The 23,490-nt window shown below is 48.4% G+C and carries 18 protein-coding genes and 1 tRNA gene; 15 read left to right on the top strand and 4 right to left on the bottom strand.

The window, feature by feature from the left end; genetic code table 11:
- Nucleotides 1-79: 79 nt before the first annotated feature.
- A complete protein-coding gene (locus K6T23_RS16890; RefSeq protein ID WP_238281926.1) occupies nucleotides 80-403 on the top strand; it encodes a hypothetical protein in 324 nt (107 codons plus the stop codon).
- Between the two features lie 165 nt (nucleotides 404-568).
- Here K6T23_RS16890 and K6T23_RS16885 read toward each other — a convergent pair whose 3' ends face one another.
- On the bottom strand, nucleotides 569-1,438 hold the full coding sequence (locus tag K6T23_RS16885; RefSeq protein ID WP_238281923.1) for a LysR family transcriptional regulator: 870 nt from the start codon (nucleotides 1,436-1,438) through the stop codon (nucleotides 569-571).
- Nucleotides 1,439-1,568: 130 nt separating this feature from the next.
- On the opposite strand from K6T23_RS16885, the gene K6T23_RS16880 reads away from it, so the two are divergent.
- From K6T23_RS16880 to K6T23_RS16840, 9 genes are all read left to right on the top strand, one after another.
- Nucleotides 1,569-2,702 carry an NADH-dependent flavin oxidoreductase gene (locus K6T23_RS16880; RefSeq protein WP_238281921.1) on the top strand — a complete coding sequence of 378 codons (1,134 nt, stop codon included), beginning with the start codon at nucleotides 1,569-1,571 and terminating at the stop codon, nucleotides 2,700-2,702.
- A gap of 16 nt (nucleotides 2,703-2,718) precedes the next feature.
- Complete coding sequence (locus K6T23_RS16875) at nucleotides 2,719-3,597, top strand: DMT family transporter (RefSeq protein ID WP_079515688.1); 879 nt, start codon at nucleotides 2,719-2,721, stop codon at nucleotides 3,595-3,597.
- A 134-nt stretch (nucleotides 3,598-3,731) separates the two neighbouring features.
- The gene (locus K6T23_RS16870; RefSeq protein ID WP_238281909.1) at nucleotides 3,732-5,489 is read left to right on the top strand and encodes a sensor histidine kinase; all 1,758 of its coding nucleotides are present in this window, start codon (nucleotides 3,732-3,734) and stop codon (nucleotides 5,487-5,489) included.
- Nucleotides 5,486-6,223, top strand: a complete 738-nt coding sequence (locus K6T23_RS16865) for a LytR/AlgR family response regulator transcription factor (protein ID WP_056541186.1) — start codon at nucleotides 5,486-5,488, stop codon at nucleotides 6,221-6,223. Before K6T23_RS16870 ends, K6T23_RS16865 begins: the two co-directional genes overlap by 4 nt.
- A 125-nt stretch (nucleotides 6,224-6,348) precedes the next feature.
- Nucleotides 6,349-8,151 (top strand): carbon starvation protein CstA, encoded by a 1,803-nt coding sequence (gene cstA, locus K6T23_RS16860; RefSeq protein ID WP_056541188.1) that lies wholly within the window; start codon nucleotides 6,349-6,351, stop codon nucleotides 8,149-8,151.
- A gap of 143 nt (nucleotides 8,152-8,294) precedes the next feature.
- Complete coding sequence (locus K6T23_RS16855) at nucleotides 8,295-9,713, top strand: hypothetical protein (RefSeq protein WP_238281907.1); 1,419 nt, start codon at nucleotides 8,295-8,297, stop codon at nucleotides 9,711-9,713.
- Nucleotides 9,714-9,745: 32 nt separating this feature from the next.
- Nucleotides 9,746-11,908 carry a GH32 C-terminal domain-containing protein gene (locus K6T23_RS16850; protein ID WP_238281904.1) on the top strand — a complete coding sequence of 721 codons (2,163 nt, stop codon included), beginning with the start codon at nucleotides 9,746-9,748 and terminating at the stop codon, nucleotides 11,906-11,908.
- A gap of 538 nt (nucleotides 11,909-12,446) precedes the next feature.
- Nucleotides 12,447-13,217 (top strand): hypothetical protein, encoded by a 771-nt coding sequence (locus K6T23_RS16845; RefSeq protein WP_238281891.1) that lies wholly within the window; start codon nucleotides 12,447-12,449, stop codon nucleotides 13,215-13,217.
- A gap of 266 nt (nucleotides 13,218-13,483) precedes the next feature.
- Nucleotides 13,484-14,413: a hypothetical protein gene (locus K6T23_RS16840; RefSeq protein ID WP_238281890.1), complete on the top strand. Its 930-nt coding sequence runs from the start codon at nucleotides 13,484-13,486 to the stop codon at nucleotides 14,411-14,413.
- A 55-nt stretch (nucleotides 14,414-14,468) separates the two neighbouring features.
- Here K6T23_RS16840 and K6T23_RS16835 read toward each other — a convergent pair.
- The 3 genes from K6T23_RS16835 to nagA all read right to left on the bottom strand — a co-directional run bounded on the left by K6T23_RS16835 (nucleotide 14,469) and on the right by nagA (nucleotide 16,776).
- A tRNA-Ala gene (locus K6T23_RS16835) sits at nucleotides 14,469-14,541 on the bottom strand.
- Between the two features lie 293 nt (nucleotides 14,542-14,834).
- On the bottom strand, nucleotides 14,835-15,587 hold the full coding sequence (nagB, locus tag K6T23_RS16830; RefSeq protein WP_238281888.1) for a glucosamine-6-phosphate deaminase: 753 nt from the start codon (nucleotides 15,585-15,587) through the stop codon (nucleotides 14,835-14,837).
- Entirely contained in the window at nucleotides 15,574-16,776 is a 1,203-nt protein-coding gene (gene nagA / locus K6T23_RS16825) for an N-acetylglucosamine-6-phosphate deacetylase (RefSeq protein ID WP_238281886.1), read from the bottom strand. The genes nagB and nagA overlap by 14 nt, the downstream gene beginning before the upstream one ends.
- A gap of 175 nt (nucleotides 16,777-16,951) precedes the next feature.
- Here nagA and K6T23_RS16820 point away from each other — a divergent pair, with 175 nt between their 5' ends.
- From K6T23_RS16820 to pfkB, 5 genes are all read left to right on the top strand, one after another.
- Nucleotides 16,952-17,677 (top strand): GntR family transcriptional regulator, encoded by a 726-nt coding sequence (locus tag K6T23_RS16820; protein WP_056541204.1) that lies wholly within the window; start codon nucleotides 16,952-16,954, stop codon nucleotides 17,675-17,677.
- A gap of 74 nt (nucleotides 17,678-17,751) precedes the next feature.
- Nucleotides 17,752-18,573: a Cof-type HAD-IIB family hydrolase gene (locus K6T23_RS16815; protein WP_148985523.1), complete on the top strand. Its 822-nt coding sequence runs from the start codon at nucleotides 17,752-17,754 to the stop codon at nucleotides 18,571-18,573.
- A gap of 458 nt (nucleotides 18,574-19,031) precedes the next feature.
- Nucleotides 19,032-21,023, top strand: coding sequence for a lipoteichoic acid synthase (ltaS, locus tag K6T23_RS16810; RefSeq protein WP_056541210.1), 1,992 nt, complete (start codon nucleotides 19,032-19,034; stop codon nucleotides 21,021-21,023).
- A gap of 798 nt (nucleotides 21,024-21,821) precedes the next feature.
- The gene (locus K6T23_RS16805) at nucleotides 21,822-22,574 is read left to right on the top strand and encodes a DeoR/GlpR family DNA-binding transcription regulator (protein ID WP_238281874.1); all 753 of its coding nucleotides are present in this window, start codon (nucleotides 21,822-21,824) and stop codon (nucleotides 22,572-22,574) included.
- Nucleotides 22,571-23,482: a 1-phosphofructokinase gene (gene pfkB / locus K6T23_RS16800; RefSeq protein WP_238281871.1), complete on the top strand. Its 912-nt coding sequence runs from the start codon at nucleotides 22,571-22,573 to the stop codon at nucleotides 23,480-23,482. The genes K6T23_RS16805 and pfkB overlap by 4 nt, the downstream gene beginning before the upstream one ends.
- Nucleotides 23,483-23,490: the final 8 nt, after the last annotated feature.

The raw sequence follows: 23,490 nt of genomic DNA, 5'->3' as shown, positions 1-23,490 counted from the left end.
CCTCCTCCATCCTCAGGAGCCCTCCTCCTTCTTGAAGAAGGAGTAACGGACCAAGAGGGAGATGATGCAGGGGACATAAATGACAATAGCGATAAGAATAATGGCAGGAAGTTGGGATAGGAGGTCTTTGGGCGGGATTAACCATGTTACAAGTACAACTAAAGTGGTGGTGCCCATAATACCCATGAGAATTGGGAAAAATAGCAAAATAAATCTAATTAATTTCTTGGGTTTTTCTTTAGTCAATAGCATATCATTCTCCCTCATAGCATTCCTTGATCTCAGGTTAACAGAGTCTCAATGTTACTGTATTCGCAATGGAAGAGTGTGGTTCTCAGCTTTCAAGATGCATGACATCTGTGGGGTAGCAAATGGATACAAGGAATGTATCTCGACAAACTGATTATGAAACAATTACCATATACCCAAATGATGGATCTTTAATCCTTTTGATCTATCGATAGAGGAATATTGAGGTGCGCCCGAGAGTCCACTCTTGTAGAGATAGACGGGTGCATGATTCCTGTAGCTTTCTTAATCCATACGTTTAACCGTCTTTTAAAAGACGTTAATGATCAGGAAAACAATGATCGATTATGTTCATGAACTCCAACGCTAGAGGAGAAGGGGCTTTTCCCTTCCTTGTAATGTAACCGATGTTCCTTACCAATTGCGGTTCGAGGGATGCATAGTAGAGATCCATCGATTCCTCAGGAAGTGCAAGATTGGGCATGATGCTAATGCCAAGGTTCTTGGACACCATTGAAATGACGGTCTGATTGTCCTTGATATCATACGAGATGGATGGGGAGACGCCATGTTGTTTAAATGCTTCCTCGATAAGTGTTTCGCATCCCGAGCGTAGCATAATGAACGATTGGCCGGTCATATCTTCTACATGGACTGTGCCTCTACCAAAAAAGGAATGTCCTTTAGGGATCACTACATAAAGGGGGTCTTCCAGTAAGGGGATGAAATCCACTTTATGAACAGGAAGGGCGGTGAATCCGATGTCGACCGTTCCATCTTGGACCCACTTGCGGATGTCTTCATATCCTCCTTCATAAAGGTGGACATCAATTGTTGGGAACTGTTCCTTGAATAGCGCAAGCAATGTAGGAATATACCGTGCAGAAAAACTGGGAAAGCTCCCGATTGACAGTCTCCCAATGGTCAATCCATTGAGGGCAGCCACTTTCTGTTCAATCTGTTCCATGTGGCCAGCAATTTCCCGCATATGGGCAATAACAGTTTGCCCCTCTGCCGTCAATGAAGATCCAGTACGAGCTCTGTGTAATAACGCGATGCCCAGTTCGTTCTCCAGCGCTGTGATGATATGGCTGACGCCGGACTGGGTTAAACCAATCTGGTCCCCTGTCCTGGTGAAGCTTCCGTTATCTATTACTTTTAATAGCACCTTGAGTTGAAATGAATTCAAGTGAGCACGCTCCTTATAATGTTATACATGAAAATCTCTAATGGTAAAGATAATTAACATTCATTTCCCTTATGTTAAATAGAAGAATACACTATTAATAGAACAAAAACCAGATAGGAGATGGATGAAATTGAACAATCAGTATCTTGAATTGACGACACCCTATGTACTTTCACCCAATGCGATTCTTAAGAACAGGCTTGTGATCGCTCCCATGACGACCTATTCAGGGTGTGAGGATGGCAGAGTGTCAGAAGAAGAGTTTGCTTATTACGGTAGAAGGGCTGGGGGGGCAGGGATGTTCATCACGGCTGCAGCCGCCATTTCCCCCGTCGCCACCAGCTTTCCCCGACAGATGAAAGCATATGGGGAGGAAGCAATCGATGGTCTAACGAAGCTTTCTACCATCATCAAGGAGAAGGGAGCTAAGGCGATCCTTCAATTACATCACGGTGGGAGTGAAAGTCTTCCGGGGTATACCCATGGGGAGCCCCTCGTCAGCCCAAGCGGTGTAACAGCAACAGTGTATGAAAGATGTGGATGGGAATATCATCCCAGAGAGATGACGCACGAGGAAATCCTGGAGACGATCAGGGATTTTGGACAAGCTGCTCATATCGCCATCCGAGCTGGTTTCGACGGAGTGGAAATCCATGGAGCCAACGGATATTTGATTCAGCAGTTCTTCTCTCCATTTTCCAATCATCGAACCGATCACTGGGGTGGGACACGATTGAAGCGGATGAGGTTTGCAGAAGCAGTCATTGATGAAATCAAGCGGGTACGTGACCTGTATGCTAGGGAAGGATTTATTATCGGGTACCGTTTCTCCCCGGAAGAACCGGAGAAATCGGGATTGAAAATGGACGATACGATCGAACTAGTCGATGCATTGGCAGATAAAGGGTTATCGTACCTCCATCTTTCCGTAAAGAATGTATGGTCCATGCCGAGAAGCGGATCGACCTTGAACATGACACGGACCGAGATTTTCCGTGATGTTATTGGAGTAAGGACAAGCTTTCTCACCCTCGGGTCCATCCATACACCTGATGAAGCCATTGCCGTCATTAAAAAAGGAGTGCCCCTGTTTGGATTGGGAAGGGAAATCCTGATGGAGCCTGACTGGATGGAAAAGGTGCAAAGTGGACGTCAGAGTGATATCAATACGTTTCTCCCCCGGAATGGTCGGCATAGACTTGTCATCCCTGAGCTTATGTGGAACAACATTTTGAAAAGGGATGGGCTACCGGCACATCCGTAGAAAAGAGGAAGCCAGAATGCATCAAGCTTCATTGCTCCGTTTCGCTTTGGCGATGGCCTTATTTGGATCCGTCGGTTTTTTCTCGAAACTCACCGGATTGCCATACATAGAATTGATTGCCGTCCGCCTTCTGTGTGCAGCCCTGCTCCTGTTTGTTGTTTGGCTTGTTAAGCGAGAGGGCGGAATGGATAAGTTGGACCGGAGAGAAATGGGCATGATCTTATTATGCGCCGTGGCAAATCTATTAAACTGGATCTGTCTGTACGCATCTTTTGAAAAAACATCCGTAACGATTGCGATCTCCCTGTATCATCTTGCTCCCATATTCGTCCTGATAGCAGGGAGGTTCTTATTCAGGGAGAAGTGGACCACGCGGACGTTCCTTGCCCTCTCCCTTTGTTTCATCGGTACAATCTCCATCATGGGACTGAAAGCCGGTGGCCATCCCGTCTTGGGCGGGGAAGGGATAGCATGGGGGGTGATGGCTGCTTTTTTCTATGCCGCCACCATGTTGTTAGGGAAAAGTATGACGAAATCAAGCCTGTATTTGGTCACCTTCCTCCAGATGGTGATAGGGCTCCTTATCTTGTTGCCCTTCGTTGATTACACAGTTTATTTTTCTCTAAGTAGAGAGCAATGGGGGTATTCAATTTTCACAGGGGTGGTGCACACCGGTTTTGTGTACCTGTTATTCTTTCAAAGTCTACGCCATTTGACAGCCAAGACCATTTCCTTCATGGTTTTCATTGATCCCGCTGTCGCAATTTTACTTGATATCCTACTGTCAGGATTCCGGCCGGATCGATTTCAATGGGCAGGTATCATCCTGATTTTTGCTGGGATGCTTGCCACAATCTCCCCACGGGAGCATAAAACCCGAAGAATGATAAGCTGATTTTTTGATAATAAACCCCTCACTGATTCAAGTGAGGGGTTAAAGTGTTAATGAAAGCCTTTTATTTTCCCGTTGTCGGAGAGTGAAGGATGACGTAAGATAGATAGGCATAAACGACTGAAAGGAGGGGGGACATGATCCACCTCATTCCACTGATGATCGAGCGAGTAGGCATCGTCCTCATTGCCGCCTTCTTGTTCTCGCAAGTGAAATCATTCAGGAAGCTCATTGAACAACATCAAGGGGGAAGGGATAAAGTATTGTTGATCCTGATCTTCGGCCTCCTCGGCGTTGTGAGCAATTATACCGGCATAAAGATTTTTCCGGAAACCATCACGGGCAATACATGGCTGATGGAAGTGGAGCCGGATAGCGCCATCGCCAACACACGGATCATGGGGATAACGATAGGGGGTCTCCTCGGAGGTCCCGTCGTGGGGATCGGAGTTGGTCTCATATCGGGGATCCACCGCTACTTCCTTGGGGGATTCACCGCCACTGCCTGTGCCGTCTCTGCGGTACTGGCAGGGGGCGCGGCAGGCTATCTTGGTCTATGGAGGAAAAAAAGAAAATCCATTACGGCCGGTTACGCAGTTGGCGTGGGGGTATCGATGGAAGCGATTCAGATGCTTCTGATCCTTGCCTTAACAGATCCCTTCAGCCGAGCTTTCCGGCTGGTTGAGGTCATTGCATTCCCGATGATCGTCGTGAATGGACTCGGGATGCTCCTGTTCATGCTGATCATCCAGAATATCGTACGGGAGCAGGAGAAGACGAGGGCCTTGCAGACAACGAAAGCTTTTACGATTGCTGACCGGACGCTCCCCTATTTTCGTAAGGGATTGAACGGAGAATCTTGTCAGGAAGTTGCCAGGATCATGCTTGACCTGACCGAGGCCGATGCAATTGCCATCACAGATTCTGAAGGGGTCCTGGCCCATGTAGGGTCTGCTGAGGATCACCACAAGCCAACGAAGGGATTCGCCACCGAACTGACGAAAAAAGTATTGAAGCAAGGGGAGGTCCTCATGGCGAAGAGCAGGGAGGAAATCCTGTGCCGGAATGAAGACTGCCCCCTTTTGGCTGCAGTGGTTCTTCCGTTGAAAGTGCATGGGGAAACGGTGGGAACGTTGAAACTGTACTTCCATGATCCTGCATCCCTGACGGAAGTGCAGCAGCAGCTCGCAGAGGGGTTGGCCAAGCTGTTCTCGACGCAGCTTGAGCATGCGGATGCCGAAGAGCAGCTGAAGCTCCTGAAGGACGCTGAAGTAAAGGCCCTTCAGGCGCAGATCCACCCGCATTTCCTATTCAACTCGATCAACACGATTTCCGTCCTCTGCCGGACACAGCCGGAAAAGGCGAGGGAGCTGCTGCAGGAGCTCAGTCACTTCTTCCGCAGCAATCTGCAGGGAGCCCGGAATCTGGTCATTCCTCTTGAGAAGGAAATCGAGCATGTGAAAGCCTACCTTTCCCTTGAGCAGGCGAGATTTCCCGATCGATACGAGGTTTCATGGGAAGTGGAGCGGGGACTTGAAGCAAGGCTCGTGCCCCCGTTTGTCCTCCAGCCTCTCGTCGAGAACAGCATCCGTCACGCCTTCACCCGCAGAAGGGAGAAGGGGGATGTCCTCGTGAGGATCACGATCGAGGGGAGCGACCTCCATATAAGGGTCTCGGACAACGGGAATGGGATTCCCGAAGAAAAGCGCATGATACTCGGGAACAAAACCGTCGCATCCAAGCACGGGACAGGGACGGCGCTTGTGAACATAATGGAAAGGTTGGATGGCATCTACAGTCACCGCGCACGATTTGTCATCACGAGTAAAGTAGGGACGGGTACGGAGATATCCATCCGGATTCCCTATGAGAGTACAGGAGGTTTGCAATCATGAAGCTGAATGCATTTATAGTAGACGATGAGCCACTCGCAAGGGATGAGCTCGCCTACCTACTGAAGCGCACCCATGAGGTGGAAGTCACTGGACAAGCAGGGGACGTGGAAGATGCCCTGGAGCAGATCCGCTCACATAGGCCCGACATCCTGTTCCTCGACATCGAGCTGTCCGAGGAAAGCGGCCTTATGCTGGCGACGGAGATCAACAAGATGGATCAGCCTCCTTTTATCATCTTTGCAACGGCGTATGATGAGTTTGCCCTGGAAGCTTTTGAACTGAATGCAGTGGACTATCTGTTGAAGCCGTTCGGGGAGGGGCGCGTGCGTCAGACAATTGCCAAGGTGCGGTCGATGATGCAGCGGTCGATACCCGTCGAAGAAAAGAAAAGCAGGCCGAACCTCGATACAGGGAAGTTCGCCATCGCGACGGATGAGAGGATCTTCCTGATTGATAAAGACGCAATCGTGTATATCGGTACGTCAGAAGGGAGAACCGAACTGAAGACAGTGGACTCGGTCTATCAGATACCGGAGCCCTTATCCGTGGTGGAGAAACGGTTGGACTCCCCTGCTTTCCTCAGGGTGCACAGAAGCTATATCATCCAGCTGACATGCATTGAAGAGATACAGCCCTGGTTCAATTCAACGTACAACCTGATCATGAAAGACGGCTCCAAAGTACCCGTGAGCCGGACCTATGTGAAAGAGCTGAAGCAGCTGATCGGCTTCTGATGCATTTCAACCCTCGAATTCTGCAGGTCAATCCGATTTGCAGGTCTCTCATAATGAAAACGCTAGCAGTAAGCGTTTTATTTGATATAGTGAACCTACTTAATCGTCAACGGGAGGTTTGAGAGATGAATGCCATTACGATGGTGATCGGTTCGATTTGTATTCTGATGATTGCTTACCGGCTTTACGGTACATTCATGGCTGTGAAAGTCTTGAAATTAGAAGAAATGGAGAAAAAGAGAAAGACCCCGGCCCATGAGCTGGAGGATGGAAAGGATTATGTCCCGACCAGTAAATGGGTGACATTCGGGCATCATTTCGCAGCCATCGCTGCTGCAGGTCCCTTGGTTGGACCGATCCTGGCCGCCCAGTTCGGATACTTGCCCGGCCTGCTTTGGCTCTTGATCGGTGCCGTGATCGGAGGGGCCGTCCATGATGCCGTCGTCCTTTTTGCTTCCATGCGGCAAAACGGTGAATCCCTTGCTGAAGTCGCCAAAAAGGAGCTTGGACCGGTAGCGGGATTTTGTACGGGGCTTGCCATGTTGTTCATCATCACCATCACGATGGCGGGTCTCTCCATGGTCGTCCTTCATGCGCTGGAGCGGAATCCCTGGGGAACGTTCGCTGTTGGGATCACGATCCCGATTGCCATGGGTGTCGGTCTATATCACCGCAAGACAGGTAACCTGAAGGGTGCTTCCATCGTCGGGTTCCTACTCATCATGCTTGCTGTCTTCGTGGGTCCTTACATCCAGGATACCAAGCTTGGGGATCTGCTCACACTTGATGTGAAGACGCTATCCATCATTCTTCCAATCTATGCATTCTTTGCAGCGGCTCTGCCGGTCTGGTTGCTTCTGGCACCGCGTGATTATCTGAGCAGCTTCATGAAAATCGGGGTTTTCGTAGCCCTGATTGCGGGAGTGTTCGTTGTGAATCCTTCCATTCAGATGCCGGCCTTTACAGAATTCATCCACGGAGGAGGTCCTGTCCTGAATGGTCCGGTGTGGCCGTTCATTTCCATCACTATTGCCTGCGGTGCCATTTCCGGATTCCATGCATTCGTCGGATCGGGAACGACACCGAAGATGCTTGACCGCTGGCGTGATATCAAATCGGTTGGCTTCGGTGCGATGCTGGTGGAGTGTGTGGTGGCGATCATGGCATTGGTTGCGGCCACTGCCCTTCATCCGGGTGACTACTTCGCCATCAACGCCACTCCGGAAGTTTTCAAGACGCTCGGGATGTCCACGGTCGACCTTCCGAAGCTGAGTGAAGAAATCGGGCTCAATCTTGAAGGAAGGACGGGCGGTGCGGTCACGCTCGCGGTCGGGATGACCTATATCTTCACCGACATTGCCTGGTTCGATAAACTGGCTTCGTTCTTCTTCCAATTCGTCATCATGTTTGAAGCCCTGTTCATCTTGACGGCGATTGATTCCGGTACACGGGTGGCACGTTACCTGATCCAAGACTTCGGAGGAGCATTCTACAAACCGCTGAAGCGGGTGGATTGGATACCTGGTAACATCTTTGCGAGTGCCCTCGCCTGCCTCCTGTGGGGATATCTTCTCTTCTCGGGTGATATCGGTTCCGTCTGGGCCCTCTTCGGGGTATCCAATCAGCTCATGGCTTCGATTGGACTGATCATCGGAGCGACCATCATCCTCAAGGTCGCGGACAAGAGAAGATACATGCTCACCTGTTTGATCCCGCTTGCCTATCTGTATGTGACCGTCAATTATGCCGGCTACTGGATGGTCAAGAACGTATACTTGAATCAAGCGGCGTCTGGATACAATGTGCTCAATGGGATTCTTTCCATCGTGATGCTCATACTCGGCCTGATCATCATCATCACGGCCATTAAAAACTGGATCCAGAATTGGAACAACCCGGCCCTTGCCATGCAGCGCAGGTCGGCTTAAAAGGTGCGAAACGTCCCGGAAGCATAGCCGGGACGTTTTTTTATCGGAAAAAATTAAACGTCATGTTCCGAAATGAGTAGAATCCGGTCAGCCTTCTGTTTGATAAAGTGTTAATGTAAGCGCTTTAATAAATGGGAGGGAGAATGATGATGAACAAATTCAAATGGATGGGGGTCATTCTGATGCTGTGCTCATTATGGACGTATTCCGGATTACGTAGTTCGGCCGCAAAGGAGGGCAATGTCATCTTCGGCTATACCCAGCTGTCGGGGAAATGGAAGCAGGAGCAGGAAGGAAAAATGAAGGGGGAAGCCATGAAAAAATCCCCGGCGCTCATGGTGTCAGTGGATAAGCGGGGAGGATATGCAGAGTATGAATCAACCATCACCGCTGAAGAACTCGCCTCCTTCCTCCTAGGGGCAGATGAACGGGGAGTGGGGGGATTTGAGGTTCAATTAGATGTGAAGGGGAATGGTATCTCCCTCATATCCAGGAGCGATGAAAAGGTCCTGGAAAAGGTGAGGCATACCCTCAAGTCCAAAAAGGACTATTCCATCATGCTGAGAACCGAACGTGGAACCACAAGTCTGTGGGTGGATGGCCAACAGGTAATGGACAGAGTGAAGACCGGTGCCATCACGGGACATTACGGATTCCTTGTTGATAAAGGGAAAGGTCTTTTCCGCCAGGCAACCGTGAACGAGTGGCGTTCGAACCTTGATGGTGTGGAGTTGGAGGGCTGGAAGCTGACGAAGGATGGTCTAGAATCAGAAGGGGGAGATCGACCCCTTATGTCTGCAACGAAGGCGGGGAGTGTGGCATTTGAGGCCAGGCTGCATCTGAATCAAGCCGCCTCGTCGGCATCACTGATCTTCAGGGGTGATGCAGCAGGAAGGAAAGGATTGAGAATAAAAGTCGACGGAAAGGGAGATCAGATCCTGTTGATGGATAGTAAGAGTGAAAAGACCCTTCAATCGGTATCGGTCAAGATTCAGGAAGATATCCTCTACCACGTCAAGATCGTGGATGAAGGTGAGAAGGTGAAGGTCTTTTGGCAGGAAGGGGACGAGCCGCTCCTCATCGAAGAACACTTGGACCCGTCTGAAGGATACCTGGGGGTCACAGCTGATACAGGAACCGTATTACAGGATGTGAGGGTGAGCGGGCTGGAGGGGAACCTTGAAGGCTGGACTTCGGAACGGGGAGAGTGGCTTTCGCACCTGCAGGGGGTGATTGGGAGTAGTGATGGAGAAGACAATGCCTTCCGCATGTCCACCACCAAAGAGGATGTTTTTATCTTGGAAGGGGATGTAACCATCCATGAGGATTCCCCCTACGGAACGGCTGGATTGATCTTCCGGAGCAACGGTGTTTCCGGCTATATGCTTCAGCTCGATCCGAACCTTGGACGGGTTCGACTTCTTGATCTGGAAGGGGATCGCACCATCGGGGAGATGGAGCGTGACCTTGCTCCTGGCGCGACCCACCACGTCGAGCTCCACGCTGTCGGATCCTCCATCAAAGTATATGTGGATGATACGACGAACCGGTCATCGACGTGACTGATACTGCCTATTCCGGAGGGAGATTCGGTTTGAACACCTATAACGGCAGTGCCATCTTTCAGAATGTGTATGCAACGCCGCATGAAGACTATTTCAACGAGCTGTATCGTCCACAATATCACTATAGCCAAGCAAGGGGGTATGCGAGTGACCCAAATGGGCTCGTGTATTACGAGGGGGAGTATCACCTATTTCATCAAGACGGGGGGAAGTGGGCGCATGCCGTGAGCACTGATTTGGTCCATTGGAAGAGGCTGCCCATCGCCATCCCCTGGAATGAGATGGGTCACGCTTGGAGCGGATCTGCTGTGATCGACCACGATAATTCTACTGGTCTATTCCCTGTGGAGGGCTCTGGAATGATCGCATACTATACGTCTTTCAATCCCTCAAAACCAAATGGAGATCAGAAGGTCGGGATGGCCTATAGCAGGGACAAGGGGAGAACGTGGCAGTTCTATGATGGGAATCCGATCATTCCGAACATAGGAGAGTTTTATGGCAGTGCCGGTTGGGATTTCCGGGATCCGAAAGTGGTTCGGGATGAAGACAGGAATCAATGGGTCATGGTCATCTCCGGTGGGGACCACATCAGATTCTTTACCTCGAAGAATCTCCTTGATTGGGAAATGATCGAGTCATTTGGATACGGTGACTATGTTAGAGGGGGAGTTTGGGAATGCCCAGATTTCTTCAAGTTGCCTGTAGATGGTGATGAAGACAATCAAAAGTGGGTCCTTTCCATCAGCATGGGGGCGAATCCCAAAACGGAAGGGTCCGATACAGAGTATTTCATCGGTTCATTCGATGGGGAGAAATTCGTAAGCGATCATCCAGCAGGAACGGTGCTGAAACAGGAATTCGGGAAGGAAATGTATGCGACGATGTCTTTCGCGGATATCCCGGACGAGGACGGTCGCCGGATTTCCATCGGATGGATGAGCAATTGGGATTATCCCTTCGCCTACCCGACCTCCCCGTGGAACGGACAGATGAGCCTTCCGCGTGAATGGAGTTTAAAAACAAACGCTTCAGGTGATGTCAGGATGGTGCAAAGTGAAGTGGATGAACTAAAGGGTTTGAGGGACGGCACCAAAACCTTTGGGGGGATCACCTTGACCCCTGATTCCGAAGATCCGCTCAGCCAAGAAACGGGGATTGCGTATGAAATCGTAGCCGATCTTGAGATGATCGGGGAAGATACAGCCTTTGAAATCGGACTAAGAAAATCCCGTGACCAAGAGACAATGATTGGCTTTAACCGGTCAGAAGGGAAGATCTACTTCGATCGCTCCAAATCCGGAGAAATCGACTTCTCCGATAAATTTTCCAAAAGGCATGAAGCGGAGCTTGATCTCATCGATGGACGTCTGAAACTGCGGATGTTTGTGGATGGGTCTTCAGTGGAGGTATTTGCAGGGGACGGGGAGGTTGCCTTCTCGAACCTCATCTTCCCTGATGGGGCGAGTGACGGAATGAGCCTCCTGGTCACAAACGGGAAGGTGAAGGTCCATCAGTTCAATGTGCATCCTTTGAAAAATGTGTGGAAAGAAGGCGGTAAAGACCATTTGCAGATGGATCATGACCGCATAGCCTTGCGGAGAGGTGAATCCCATACCCTGTCAGTCAGACCAACCTCTAAATCCGCCATCTCTTGGTCGTCTTCCAATCAGGAAGTGGTCGCCGTGAAGGAAACGAAAAAAGGAGAGGCAGAGATTACGTTGAAGGGGAGCGGTCGTAGCATCATCACGGCAAAAAGCAAAGGAGGCAAGCTCGTTGGAGAAACGATTGTGGATAGCATAGATACCTATGCTATCCAGGAAGGTAGCCGTGGACTATCCACTAATCCTTCAGCACAGAACGGGTCCAAGGTGGTGATGGGGCGTCCTCTTCAGCTATGGGATTTTCACGCTCTCCCTGAAGGAGGCTATAAGGTGACGACTACAGACACGGGCAAGGCACTTGACGCCTCGGGAAGTTCGAAGGGTGATGCGGTTCAGCTATGGGACTACCTGGGATACAAAAATCAGCAGTGGAGGCTGACCCCGCATGGAGATGGTTCATACAGCCTCAACGCCATCAACAGTGGACGATCGCTTCGTCCTTCGGAAGATCCCATGACCAAGGAAGTCGAGCTTGGTGAAGTCGGGGTTACTCAAGCAGCGAGATGGAGGATGATCGAAGCCCATTAGATCCGGAACGTTCAACCTTTGAATTAGAGAGATAGCTACAATAAACCGAGGTTAATTGGCTGGATCTAGTGATCGGACAAAGCCAGTCGCTTAAATCCAATGGAACCAGCAAACTAGATAGGCAATGAACCCAGCCATAGACGATACCGTTTTTATGGCTGGGTTTTGTGTGAGAATTTCCTTCTGGTATAGAATCCATGATAGGAAGTTAAGCGAATGGGAACCCACCCCTACTTGTTCTTATTTATGTCAACGTGAACCAATGCATCGGCTACATACGTTTTAAAACCATCAGTTACGTTATAATGGGCCAAAAGGTCTGTTTTGGATAGATGGGATTTACATCTGAAGGATGCTTTTTTATACTTTTGATAACGAAAAAATGGTAAAATGTGCTTTTTTTTGGAGGGGTGAGATCTGATACAAACTTTTTATATATAAAGAAGACCGATCGAAGTCGCTTATAGAAGTGACCTACCGATTGAAAAACCTTGAGGAGTCCCGGATTTTGAAAATCTGCTGCTAAAAGGAGTATGCCATGAGTACATCTAAAGGGAAATATGAACCTAGGATAGAGGACGACAAGAAAAAAAGAAGGTTCAAAGATTATTTCATTCGCTACAGCCTCATCCTGTGCTCCATCATAGTGGGGTTCGGTTTGGTGACCAGTCTGTTCAAGGTGGATATTTTCATATTTCCATTCGTCTACTTTGGAAAACTGACCGTACTTTCATTCCTTCCAGGTTTGATAGTTCTTTGGCTATCACTGAAGCTTTACGATAAGAAGAGGGACATCAATAACCTGATGTGGATCAATAGGAAACAAGGTTCCCTACAAAGGACAAAAACCAATGTGATTGTTGCGTTAGTATTAACAGGGTTACTCATTACACTCATCTATCAGTTCCAAAAGTATGGGAGCATCTTCATTGCGATTTACAATAGTGGAGAAGAATACAGTGCTAAGTCGTTCCTCCAAGGGGGGAGTGACCGTTCCTCGGTTCTGATTATGAGTTGTGTAGCAGTGGGGATCATTGATCAGCTTGTTGCCATCATGGTGAGGAAGAAAGGAGTAAGGATCTTTGCTCCTATCATACAGCTGACCCTACTCTTTGTCCTTCATCAAGAGGTTTTGAAAAGTCCAGTCAATCTTGACCAATCGGCCCCCTCAACGGATGATTATGTATATATCGGCGTCTATACCCTTTTTGTCATAGTTTTTATCAAGACCGTCATATCCTTTGTAGCCCGACTGATCGACCTTTGTTTATCATGGCATGATCAGGTTTTAAAAGGAGCTAAATTATAATAGAAGAAAGAGGGGATAGATCGGGGAAGAAATGGGACCTGTTACCTCCTAGCATAAACCATGTAGTCAAGCCCAAAGGCCGTTCACCTAAACGGACTTGGGCATTTTTTATGCTGTCAATACGCATGGAGGGTCGATAGAGGAGCGATGGGAAGAGGGGACTGTCGGATGGGGGCGTTGTGTATGTAAAAAGGAAAAGCTTAATAAGAGCATTCCAATGCATCAACCCAGTATGATCGACAATACAACATGTGAGAACGCTCTTAGTGAAGCGTGTACAAAGTAATACAGGGTCCTGTCAGAACCCGACCCAAAATGACCGGACCATTCTTCTCCGATGGCTCATACTGATCGTAGAAAGGGTGTTGAGTGTGAGAGTAGACAGGGTGAATCTGGTTCTTCCGGAGAAATGCAGGGAATCGCAGCAGTTGTACGGATTTTTCAAGGGACTTGGAGTAGAGGGGAAAGAGGGAATTCAATTCAGCGTTACGCCGATGGGGGCAAAACCTGTGCTCATGCTGAGAAGAGCAGAAGTGGACAGACCAGGAATCTGGTTGGAGGGTGAGGGAGTGGAGCCGTTCTCATACAGGAATGCAGGAATCCCTATCGAAACATCTATGGGGGGCCGTTTTTCGCCATTATTAACTAGATCTGCATCCACTGTGGATGACGGGACTCTGACGATAGAGGAAGTGAAAGACCTTTTAGGAGAAATTGTAAGTGGTATTGATCATATTGGGGTCAATCTCCCCGTCAATATGCTTCCTCGAAGGCAATGGGAAGGGCTAAAGCAAGACCTCTCAAAGGGAACGGCACTCTATCGCTATCCAGGTCATGAATGGCCTTTCATTCTTCCGACGACTGATGTGGAGTATCAAAGTGGGCAAATAGAATGCCATTCCCCAAGGGGTCCTAAGTTCGAGTGGGTATACGATGAAGAAGCCAGGGAACCTGTCATTCAATTGGCTCTTAGAACTTCAGCGGAACGAGCAAAAGTGGAGAAGCTGTTGCCCGGACCTAAAGCTTATTCGATTCCGGGGCTTGAAACCCATTTCCGCTCGGTGAATGTAAGAAGTCCGTGGAAAGGAATAGGATTACGAGTAGATGTATACTATGCGGATGCTCTCGAAGCCGATTGGGTCACCGGTAAGTGGCTGGCCGAAGAAGGAGGAAGAATCCATTCTCAAAATGGATGAATACAGTGCGTCAAAGAAAAAAGATGAACCCATTGGGTTCATCTTTTTGTAAGTATGGAGCATAGGGGGCTCGAACCCCTGACCTCTACGCTGCCAGCGTAGCGCTCTCCCAGCTGAGCTAATGCCCCATGAAGAATATGTATGTATGTCCTCACTGAGGATACTTTTATAGTATAACGTCAGAGTGGAAAGATTGCAATACAAAAATGAAAAAATATTAATCGTCGGTGTAAGATGACTATTCCATTCGCAGTATAATGTAAAATTCATTCATCAGTCATTTTTGATCACAAGTGGTTAAAAGCAATACACCAGCCATAGGGGTGTACGAGAAGGGTAGGATTTACCTCGCTTTCGTCCCACCATTATCTTATTAATCGCTGATAAGAAAGAGGCATCCGTCTACTAGGATGCCTCTTCTTCATTTTTGACCGATCGTTTTCAGCTGATGGACCAATCCGAGGGCTTCTTCATCTGCAATGACCGTAACGTGCGGGTGTTGATTGAGGATGGATGCGGGAAAGTCCTCCGTGATGTCTCCTTCGAACAATCGTTTCATCGCTTCCTGCTTCGCCTTGCCTGAAACCAGAAGAACGATCTCCCGGCTTTTCATGATCGTGGCGATCCCCATCGTGATGGCGCGTTTTGGCACTTCATCGAGGGAATCGAAGTAGCGGGCATTGGCCTCCCTGGTAGATTGGGCAAGGTCCACGATATGTGTCCCTGAAGAAAATGACGTTCCAGGTTCATTGAATCCGATATGCCCGTTTTCCCCGATGCCAAGAAGCTGGAGGTCGATTCCACCCGTCTTCTCGATCGTGGCGTCATAGTCCATGCATTCTTCTTCAAGATCTTCTTTCGTACCGGATGGTAAATGAACGGCTTCTTCCGGGATATCAATATGATTGAACAGATTCGACCCCATGTAGTGATAATAGCTGTTCGGATCCTCTTTAGGGAGGCCGATGTATTCATCAAGATTGAAACTGGTCACATTCCCATAGCTTGTTCCGTTCTGTTCATGGTCATGGATCAGGGCTTCATATAGTCCTTTCGGAGTTCCGCCGGTTGCCAGACCAAGGACGGGTTTTTTGGTTGAGTGGATCTTCTCGATGATACAGTCTGCTGCCCGCTGGCTCATTTCGTCGTAATCCTTCACTTCAATCAGTTTCATGGGAATCCTCCTTCCTTTCATATGCGAGTGTTCCTTTGCAGTAAGTCGCCATGATCTTCTGTGATGCATCCATCATCACGATGTCTGCATCTTTGCCGGTCTTCAGGCTTCCTTTGCGGTCGAATACACCAAGCTGCCTGGCTGGATTCTCAGAGGCCATCCTGATGGCATTTACGATGCCGGCCCCCGTGAAGTCCTGGACGTTTGTGAAGGCATGATCCATTTTCAGGACGCTTCCTGCCAAGGTATCTGGATCGAGCAAGGCCACTCCATCTTTTACTGTGACCATCTGTCCACCAAGGTCGTATTGTCCATTTTTCAGGCATTTTGCCCTCATGGAGTCGGTAATGAGGATGAAGCGTTCATCCGTCACCTGTCGGTAAGCAATGTTGACGACTTCGGGTTTTACGTGTACACCGTCGGCAATCAGTTCGACCATCAGTTCCGGGCGGGCAAAAGCGGCTCCGACGACACCGGGTTCCCGGTGATGCAGCCCGCTCATCTGATTGAAGAGATGAGTCACGTGGGAGAGCCCCGCATCGATGGCATTCTCCATTTGTTCATAGGTTGCACTCGTATGTCCCGCCGAGGCGACGATCCCCCTGCTATGCAGGTAGGATATCAGGGCGTGGTCTCCATCGAGTTCAGGGGCCAGAGTGACGAGCTTGATGGTCCCACCGGACAATCGCTCCCAATCCATGAACACATCAAGGTCCGGTGTCAAGATGCTCTTTACGGGTTGGGCACCTGCGCGCCCAGGGTTGATGAATGGTCCTTCCAGATGGATGCCGAGGATTTCTGCCTGGCCGGCATGCTGATGTCCTTCCATATAGTCACGAACATTTTTCAAGGCAACCTCGATGGCTGCTTTCTTCTCCGTGATCGTGGTGGCAAGGAAGCTGGTCGTCCCCTCCGCTGGAAGGATGGCTGCCATGACATCGAGGCTTTCCTTCGTACCGTCCATTGTATCGGCTCCGTTTGCTCCGTGTATGTGAACATCGATCATGCCTGGGATGATGGCATGATCCGCAGGCACATGGACCACTTCGCAGCCTTCCAACGAAGATAGTTCTTCTTTACTGCCCATAGAGGAGATCAATCCGTTCTCGATTTTTAAATAGCCTTCTGGAATGACCCCGTCTTCCCCATAGATGGTGCCCCCTAGCAAAATGATGGGTGTGCTGTTCATGCGTATCCGCTCCTTTGTTGCGTTGTTATTCTCATTATACAACAAAAAGTATAGATGTCTATACCAGTTTGGTTTTGGCAAAGACACTAAATGCCTGTATGAATAAGTAGAAGTGGTCTATACATCCCAAATGTGCTACGATAAGGGAAACGAATGGACCGGAAGGAGAAGATCGATGATCAATAAACAATCGCCTCTTCCTTTATATTACCAACTGGAGGAATACCTCAAACAACAGATCGAAACCGGGGAGTGGAAGCCGGGCGACATCATGCCCTCCGAGAGGGAGCTTTCTGAAGAGTTCAAGATCAGCAGGATGACGGTGCGCCAAGCCCTGACCAATCTGGTGAACAAGAACATCCTCTTCAGGGAAAAGGGCCGCGGTACATTTGTTTCCCACCGTAAGTTCGAACAGAATCTTCAAGGTTTGACGAGCTTCAGTGAAGATATGGAACGGCGCGGACTGGCTTCCGGTAGCAAGCTTCTTTATTTTGAACAGGTGAAAGCCGGGGATCAAGTGGCAGAAGCGCTCGCCATTTCGCCGGGCGATCCCGTCTACAAGCTGAAAAGGATCCGTCTTGCCGATCAAGAGCCGCTTGCTGTTGAAACAAGCTATAACCCAGTGAGTCTATTCCCTGAGCTTGATCAAAAGATATTCGAAAAATCGTTATATCATTATATAGAAGAAAATCGTCAGATGAGGATCAGTCATGGGACGCAAACCGTGGAAGCGGCCCTTGTGACGGATGAGGATGCACAGCATCTCATGATGGAAGAGGGGCAGCCTGTCCTCTTGATTCAGCGTGTGACCCATCTCGAGGATGGAAGGCCGTTCGAGCTTGTCTGGTCGATCTATCGAGGGGACAGCTACAAATACCGGATCGAAATGAATCGGCGATAAGGTGTCTTCTCACCATGCATGAATCGTGTTACACTACTACAATCTTTAGCAACTAGTGAAAGGAAGTTCATCATATGACATACAAAATGATCGTTCTCGATTTGGATGACACTCTCTTAAGGGACGACCAGTCCATTTCCCCGCGCACAAAAGAAGCCCTCTTGCTGGCACAGCAGGAAGGCGTGAAGGTGGTCCTTGCTTCAGGACGTCCCACTTATGGTATGAAGTGGGTGGCGGAGGAACTGGAGTTGGCCCGTTATGGCAGCTATATTCTTTCATTCAACGGATCCAAGGTCATCAACTGCGAAACAGGCGAAGAACTGTACAGCAGGACTCTATCAACAGAATCGCTTCACCGCCTTTATGACATCAGCAAGCGGGAAGATGTGGGCATCCTTACCTATGTGGATGATGCTATCATCGTCGAAGAGGAAAATGAGTATGCCGATATTGAAGCCAATCTTACCGGACTCCCTGTGAAGGTCGTCCCAAGCTTCAAGGAGGCGGTCGATCGCCCTGCCGTCAAAGCCCTGATGCTGAAGGATGCAGATAGGTTGGCGGAAGTGGAGAAGCAACTTCAGGAGGAGCTTGACGGAGAGCTCAGCGCCATGAGATCGAAGCCGTTCTTCCTTGAACTGACCGAGCCAGGAGTTACAAAAGGGGCGAGTCTGGATAGGCTGATCAACACGATGGGGATCACAGCTGAAGAGGTGATCGCAGTCGGGGACAGTTATAATGACCTGACGATGCTGGAGTTTGCCGGTCTTGGTGTCGCCATGGGCAATGCACCGGATGATATTAAAGAGATAGCCGATTATGTGGCCCCATCGAACATGGAAGACGGAGTCGCAGAAGTTGTCGAGAAATTCATATTGAAGCAATTCACGCGTGTATAAAGGGGAGATGGGGCCAAGCAGGGCCTCATCCCTTTCCGGTTTGTCCTATTATCCTCCCTGGCACATATAATGAGTTTGGTATATTTTTCTCATGTAAAAATTGTTTGGGCTTTGTAAAATGGGGGAAATACCTCTTCTGATGACAATTCGCTCTTGGATATTTGTAGCAGAGCTAGTACATTGTTGTAACTTGATAAGCATCGTCCATTTTGCAGATAGTAAGGAAGTGTATCATCACAAGCTTTCCCCCTCAATTGTGACAAATTGTCGAATCCCCTTGAAACATATTTGAGACGAATTACATTAAATTGTTATACAAAGGAAAATGATTTTTGTTATAATACATTCTGTTGATTCAATTGGTCTTTACATTCATGCAACACTCTTCATAAATCCAATCGGTCTTGAACCGAAAAATACAAGTTCAACCCAGGTTGACTTGAAAAAGGTGATGAAATATGAACTTTGTAAAAAACTTCTTTAAAACACAGTTTGAGGATCTCCGCACAGGTAAGCTTACGTTCTTTTTCATTGTCGTAGGATTATTCTGGGTCAAGACCTATGCCGTATATGTATCAGAGTTCGAATTGGGTATCCAGAATTTCATGCAGCATTTCCTGCTGTTCCTCAATCCACTGAGTTCGGCGCTCCTGTTCTTTGCGATCGCCCTCTTCTGGAAAGGGAAAGGACGAAACGCGGCGTTCCTCGTCATCAATTTCCTGATGTCGTTCCTGCTTTATGCAAACGTCGTTTACTACCGATTCTTCAATGACTTCATTACAGTACCTGTTCTTCTTCAAGCGAAGACGAATAATGGACTTGGAAGCTCGGCTCTTGAGCTTCTCAGACCGTGGGATATCCTTTACTTCCTGGATTTCTTCATCATCATCGGCCTTATGCTCTTCAAGAAAGTGAAGGTACAGGAAAAATTGCGTTTCCGCTCTGTCATGGCACTTATGACATCAGCAGTCCTGATCTTCCTATTGAACCTTGGTCTTGCCAACATTGACCGTCCTGAGCTATTGACCAGAAGTTTCGACCGTAACTACTTGGTGAAATATCTTGGTATGAACAACTTCACGATCTATGACGTGATCCAAAACTCGAAGACCTCTGCAAAACGCGCACTGGCTGACAGCAACGAAGTGTCCGAGGTCGAGAACTATGTGAAAGCGAACAAAGCAGACCCGAACCCGGAATATTTCGGTAAAGCAAAAGGCAAAAACGTGATCTACATCTCCATGGAGTCACTGCAATCCTTCGTGATCGACAGAGACCTTAACGGAGAAGAAATCACGCCGTTCCTGAATTCCCTGATCGATGACAAAGAGGCCATCTACTTCGATAACCTCTTCCATCAAACAGGTCAAGGGAAAACATCAGATGCGGAGTTCATCATGGAAAACTCCCTTTACCCACTTCCACAAGGTGCCGTATTCATGACGCATGCAAATAATACGTATCAGTCATCACCGGCCATCCTTAAAGGGGAAGGATACTCATCAGCGGTCTTCCACGGGAACTACAAAACGTTCTGGAACCGTTCTGAAATGTATCGCTCAATGGGATATGATCAATTCTTTGACGCCACTTATTACGATATGAGCAAACCGGAAGAACAACTTCCGTATGGATTGAAGGATAAACCGTTCTTCGAAGAGTCCATCCCGTTGCTCAAGTCGATGAAACAGCCGTTCTACAGCAAGTTCATTTCACTATCGAATCACTTCCCGTTCGACCGTCATGAGGAAGATACCGATTTCGGTCAGGGAGATACTAAAGATGGTGTCGTGAACCGTTACTTCCAAACGGCACACTATATGGATGAAGCGCTGGAAGACTTCGTCAACGACCTGAAAGAGAATGGCCTCTATGACAACACCATGATCGTCCTTTACGGTGACCACTATGGTATTTCCGAGAACCATAACAAAGCCATGGCTGAAGTTCTTGGCAAAGAAGAAATCACCGATTTTGATAATGCCCAGCTGCAACGTGTACCACTTCTCATCCTGAATTCAGGAGCTGAAGGTGGAGTCAACCATACGTACAGCGGACAAATCGACGTACGTCCGACCGTCTTCCATCTTCTTGGAATCGACACAACAGACTATATGAGCTTCGGTCAGGATATGCTGTCGAAAGAGCACAAACAAATTGTACCGTTCCGTAACGGTGATGTGATCACGGATAAGTATTCCGACATCAAAGGCGTATGCTACAACAATGAAACGGGTGAACCAGTCGATGAGGCGGACACCAAAGGCTGTGATGAAGCAAGCAAAGAAGCGAACAAGCGCCTCGAACTCTCAGATAAAGTGGTCTACGAAGACCTCTTGAGATTCTACACGCCGGATGGCTTCAAACCAATCGACCGTTCAGACTATAACTACAACAACCCGAATCCGAAAAGCACCCAAGAATCAGACTCGGCACAAACAGAACAATAACCAAAGAACTGCCTGGAAGATCCATTAGGATCACCAGGCAGTTTTTTTGTATTCCGAATGTGTTTAGACAAGAAAGTATGAGATGAAAGAGAGAACCACGCATATAAACCTGATTATTCCGTGGGAATCAGAATGTAGACTGTCACCAGTGAAATACTACAGAGTGGAATAAAGCGAAAGGAGCTCGACTCCTGAGGGAAAGTGTGCAGGAATGCTCATGCAGGCAGCGCCGAGCGACCTGCAAACACTCTCGTTCAGTGGAAAGATTGATCAAACCAGGATTAACATGATCGCCCCAACCAATGAAGAGATACACTTCACCCATCAAAAGCACAAAATGAAATGAAGCGAAGGGAGCTCGACTCCTGCGGAAAGGCGGGCAGAAAGGCTCCAGCAGGCAGCGCCGAGCGACCTGCAAACACTCGTTCAGTGGAAGAATTGATCAAATCAAGAGGAACATGATCACCCCAATCAATGAAGAGACGCACTTCACCCATCAAAAGCACAAAGTGAAATGAAGCGAAGGGAGCTCGACTCCTGCGGAAAGGCGGGCAGGTAAGACCCTGCAGGCAGCGCCGAAGCGGCTTACCGCACGCCCCGCGGAAAGCGAGCTCCCGCAGCGAAATGAAACGAACCACCCCTATTACTACATATATTAAGAAATAAAAATAATATCTCTTATAATACACAATGATTGTTTTTGAAAGAATGTGCTCATTTATGAAAGAAAATGATTGATTTCTGCAAACGTTCTCATTATAATAAAGTATGCAAAGTGATTAGAAAGTAGGAGAAAACATGCTGACCGATGAAAGGCACCGCATCATCCTTGACCTGTTAAAAGATAAAGAAACGATCAAAATCCATGAAATCGTCGATATGACAGATGCTTCAGAATCTACCATCCGACGGGACCTGACTCAACTTGAGCAGGAGAAATTCCTCAAGAGGGTACACGGCGGAGCATCGAGACTTCAAGGGAAACTGAAAGAACTTAGTGTATCTGAAAAATCTTCCAAAAACCTTCATGAGAAACGATTGATCGGTCAATACGCCGCCAGCCTCATCGAAGACGGAGATTGCATCTTCCTTGATGCCGGAACCTCTACGCTCAGTTTGATAGATTATCTTCCACAGTTGGATATCGTGGTGGTCACCAACGGATTGACCCATGTTGATCTTCTTTTACAAAAAGGATTCAAAACCTACCTAGTAGGAGGAATGGTCAAACAAACCACCAAGGCCATGATCGGAAGCGGGGCGGTCGAATCCCTTAAGCACTACCGATTCGATAAAGCGTTCATGGGGGCAAACGGCATCCACGCCCAATACGGGTTCACGACCCCTGATCCGGAAGAGGCTCAGGTGAAACGGGTCGCAATCGAATTAGCAAGGGAAGCCATGTTCCTGACGGATGATTCCAAATTCGGAGAAATTTCATTCAGTAAAATTGTTGATATAGATAAAGCAATGGTTATCACGAATGCTCTTGATGAAGAGCAAGATACCGCCATTATGAAACAAACTACGATAAAGGTTGTGACAACATGATCTATACACTGACATTAAACCCTTCGGTTGATTACATTATGGAGGTTGCCGATTTTACAAAAGGCGGCTTGAATAGGAGCGAAACTGAAGCAGCACTGCCGGGCGGTAAGGGGATCAATGTATCCCGCGTCCTTCATACGCTTGGAGTTGAAAGTGCCGCATTGGGCTTTGCATCCGGTTTTACGGGGGAATACATCAAGCAATTCCTGCAGCGAGAAGACGTCCGTACCGATTTCGTTGAAGTAGGCGGGATTTCCCGAATCAACGTAAAAGTAAAATCGGACGATGAAACAGAAATCAACGGAAGCGGGCCGGAAATCAGCGAGAATCATCTTGATGAACTTCTCGGGAAAATTTCTTCTCTGACAGATGAAGATGTCCTGGTGCTGGCAGGAAGCATCCCATCTTCCGTGCCGAAGACGTTCTATCATCAGATTGCTTCTCAGTGCCGTGAACAGGGTACCAAGGTAGTGATCGACGCTGAAAAGAACCTGATCGAACCAGTCCTGCCGCTTGCTCCTTATCTCATCAAGCCGAATCACCATGAACTTGGAGAAATGTTCGATGTGGAGATCCAATCTGAAAACGATGCGATTCACTACGGACGGAAACTGCTTGAGAAAGGTGCGCGGAACGTCATTGTATCGATGGCGGAAAAAGGTGCTTTGCTTCTTACCGGAGATCGTGTATTCGTCTCTTCTGTTCCGAATGGTGAGCTGAAGAGCTCGGTAGGTGCAGGGGACTCCACTGTGGCGGGCTTCCTTGCAGGATTGAAAAAGGGGTACAGCATCGAGGATGCCTTCCGCCTTGGAACATCTTCAGGTTCTGCCACTGCCTATTCTATTGGGCTATGCAGCGCAGAAAAAGTGGAATCACTCTATAACGACATTACGATTACGGAGAAATAGGAGGTAAG

This window comes from Rossellomorea marisflavi (assembly GCF_022170785.1).
Taxonomy (GTDB): domain Bacteria; phylum Bacillota; class Bacilli; order Bacillales; family Bacillaceae_B; genus Rossellomorea; species Rossellomorea marisflavi_B.
The sequence above is the reverse complement of the archived record's forward strand: the minus strand, read 5'-3'. Positions and strand labels throughout refer to the sequence as shown.

Bases quoted from the DNA above. Each gene is read 5' to 3' on its own strand.
- K6T23_RS16890 (WP_238281926.1), top strand. From the start codon at position 80: ATGACAATAGCGATAAGAATAATGGCAGGAAGTTGGGATAGGAGGTCT.
- K6T23_RS16875 (WP_079515688.1), top strand. From the start codon at position 2,719: ATGCATCAAGCTTCATTGCTCCGTTTCGCTTTGGCGATGGCCTTATTT.
- K6T23_RS16870 (WP_238281909.1), top strand. From the start codon at position 3,732: ATGATCCACCTCATTCCACTGATGATCGAGCGAGTAGGCATCGTCCTC.
- K6T23_RS16865 (WP_056541186.1), top strand. From the start codon at position 5,486: ATGAAGCTGAATGCATTTATAGTAGACGATGAGCCACTCGCAAGGGAT.
- cstA (WP_056541188.1), top strand. From the start codon at position 6,349: ATGAATGCCATTACGATGGTGATCGGTTCGATTTGTATTCTGATGATT.
- K6T23_RS16855 (WP_238281907.1), top strand. From the start codon at position 8,295: ATGATGATGAACAAATTCAAATGGATGGGGGTCATTCTGATGCTGTGC.
- K6T23_RS16845 (WP_238281891.1), top strand. From the start codon at position 12,447: ATGAGTACATCTAAAGGGAAATATGAACCTAGGATAGAGGACGACAAG.
- nagB (WP_238281888.1), bottom strand. From the start codon at position 15,587: ATGAAACTGATTGAAGTGAAGGATTACGACGAAATGAGCCAGCGGGCA.
- nagA (WP_238281886.1), bottom strand. From the start codon at position 16,776: ATGAACAGCACACCCATCATTTTGCTAGGGGGCACCATCTATGGGGAA.
- K6T23_RS16820 (WP_056541204.1), top strand. From the start codon at position 16,952: ATGATCAATAAACAATCGCCTCTTCCTTTATATTACCAACTGGAGGAA.
- K6T23_RS16815 (WP_148985523.1), top strand. From the start codon at position 17,752: ATGACATACAAAATGATCGTTCTCGATTTGGATGACACTCTCTTAAGG.
- ltaS (WP_056541210.1), top strand. From the start codon at position 19,032: ATGAACTTTGTAAAAAACTTCTTTAAAACACAGTTTGAGGATCTCCGC.
- K6T23_RS16805 (WP_238281874.1), top strand. From the start codon at position 21,822: ATGCTGACCGATGAAAGGCACCGCATCATCCTTGACCTGTTAAAAGAT.
- pfkB (WP_238281871.1), top strand. From the start codon at position 22,571: ATGATCTATACACTGACATTAAACCCTTCGGTTGATTACATTATGGAG.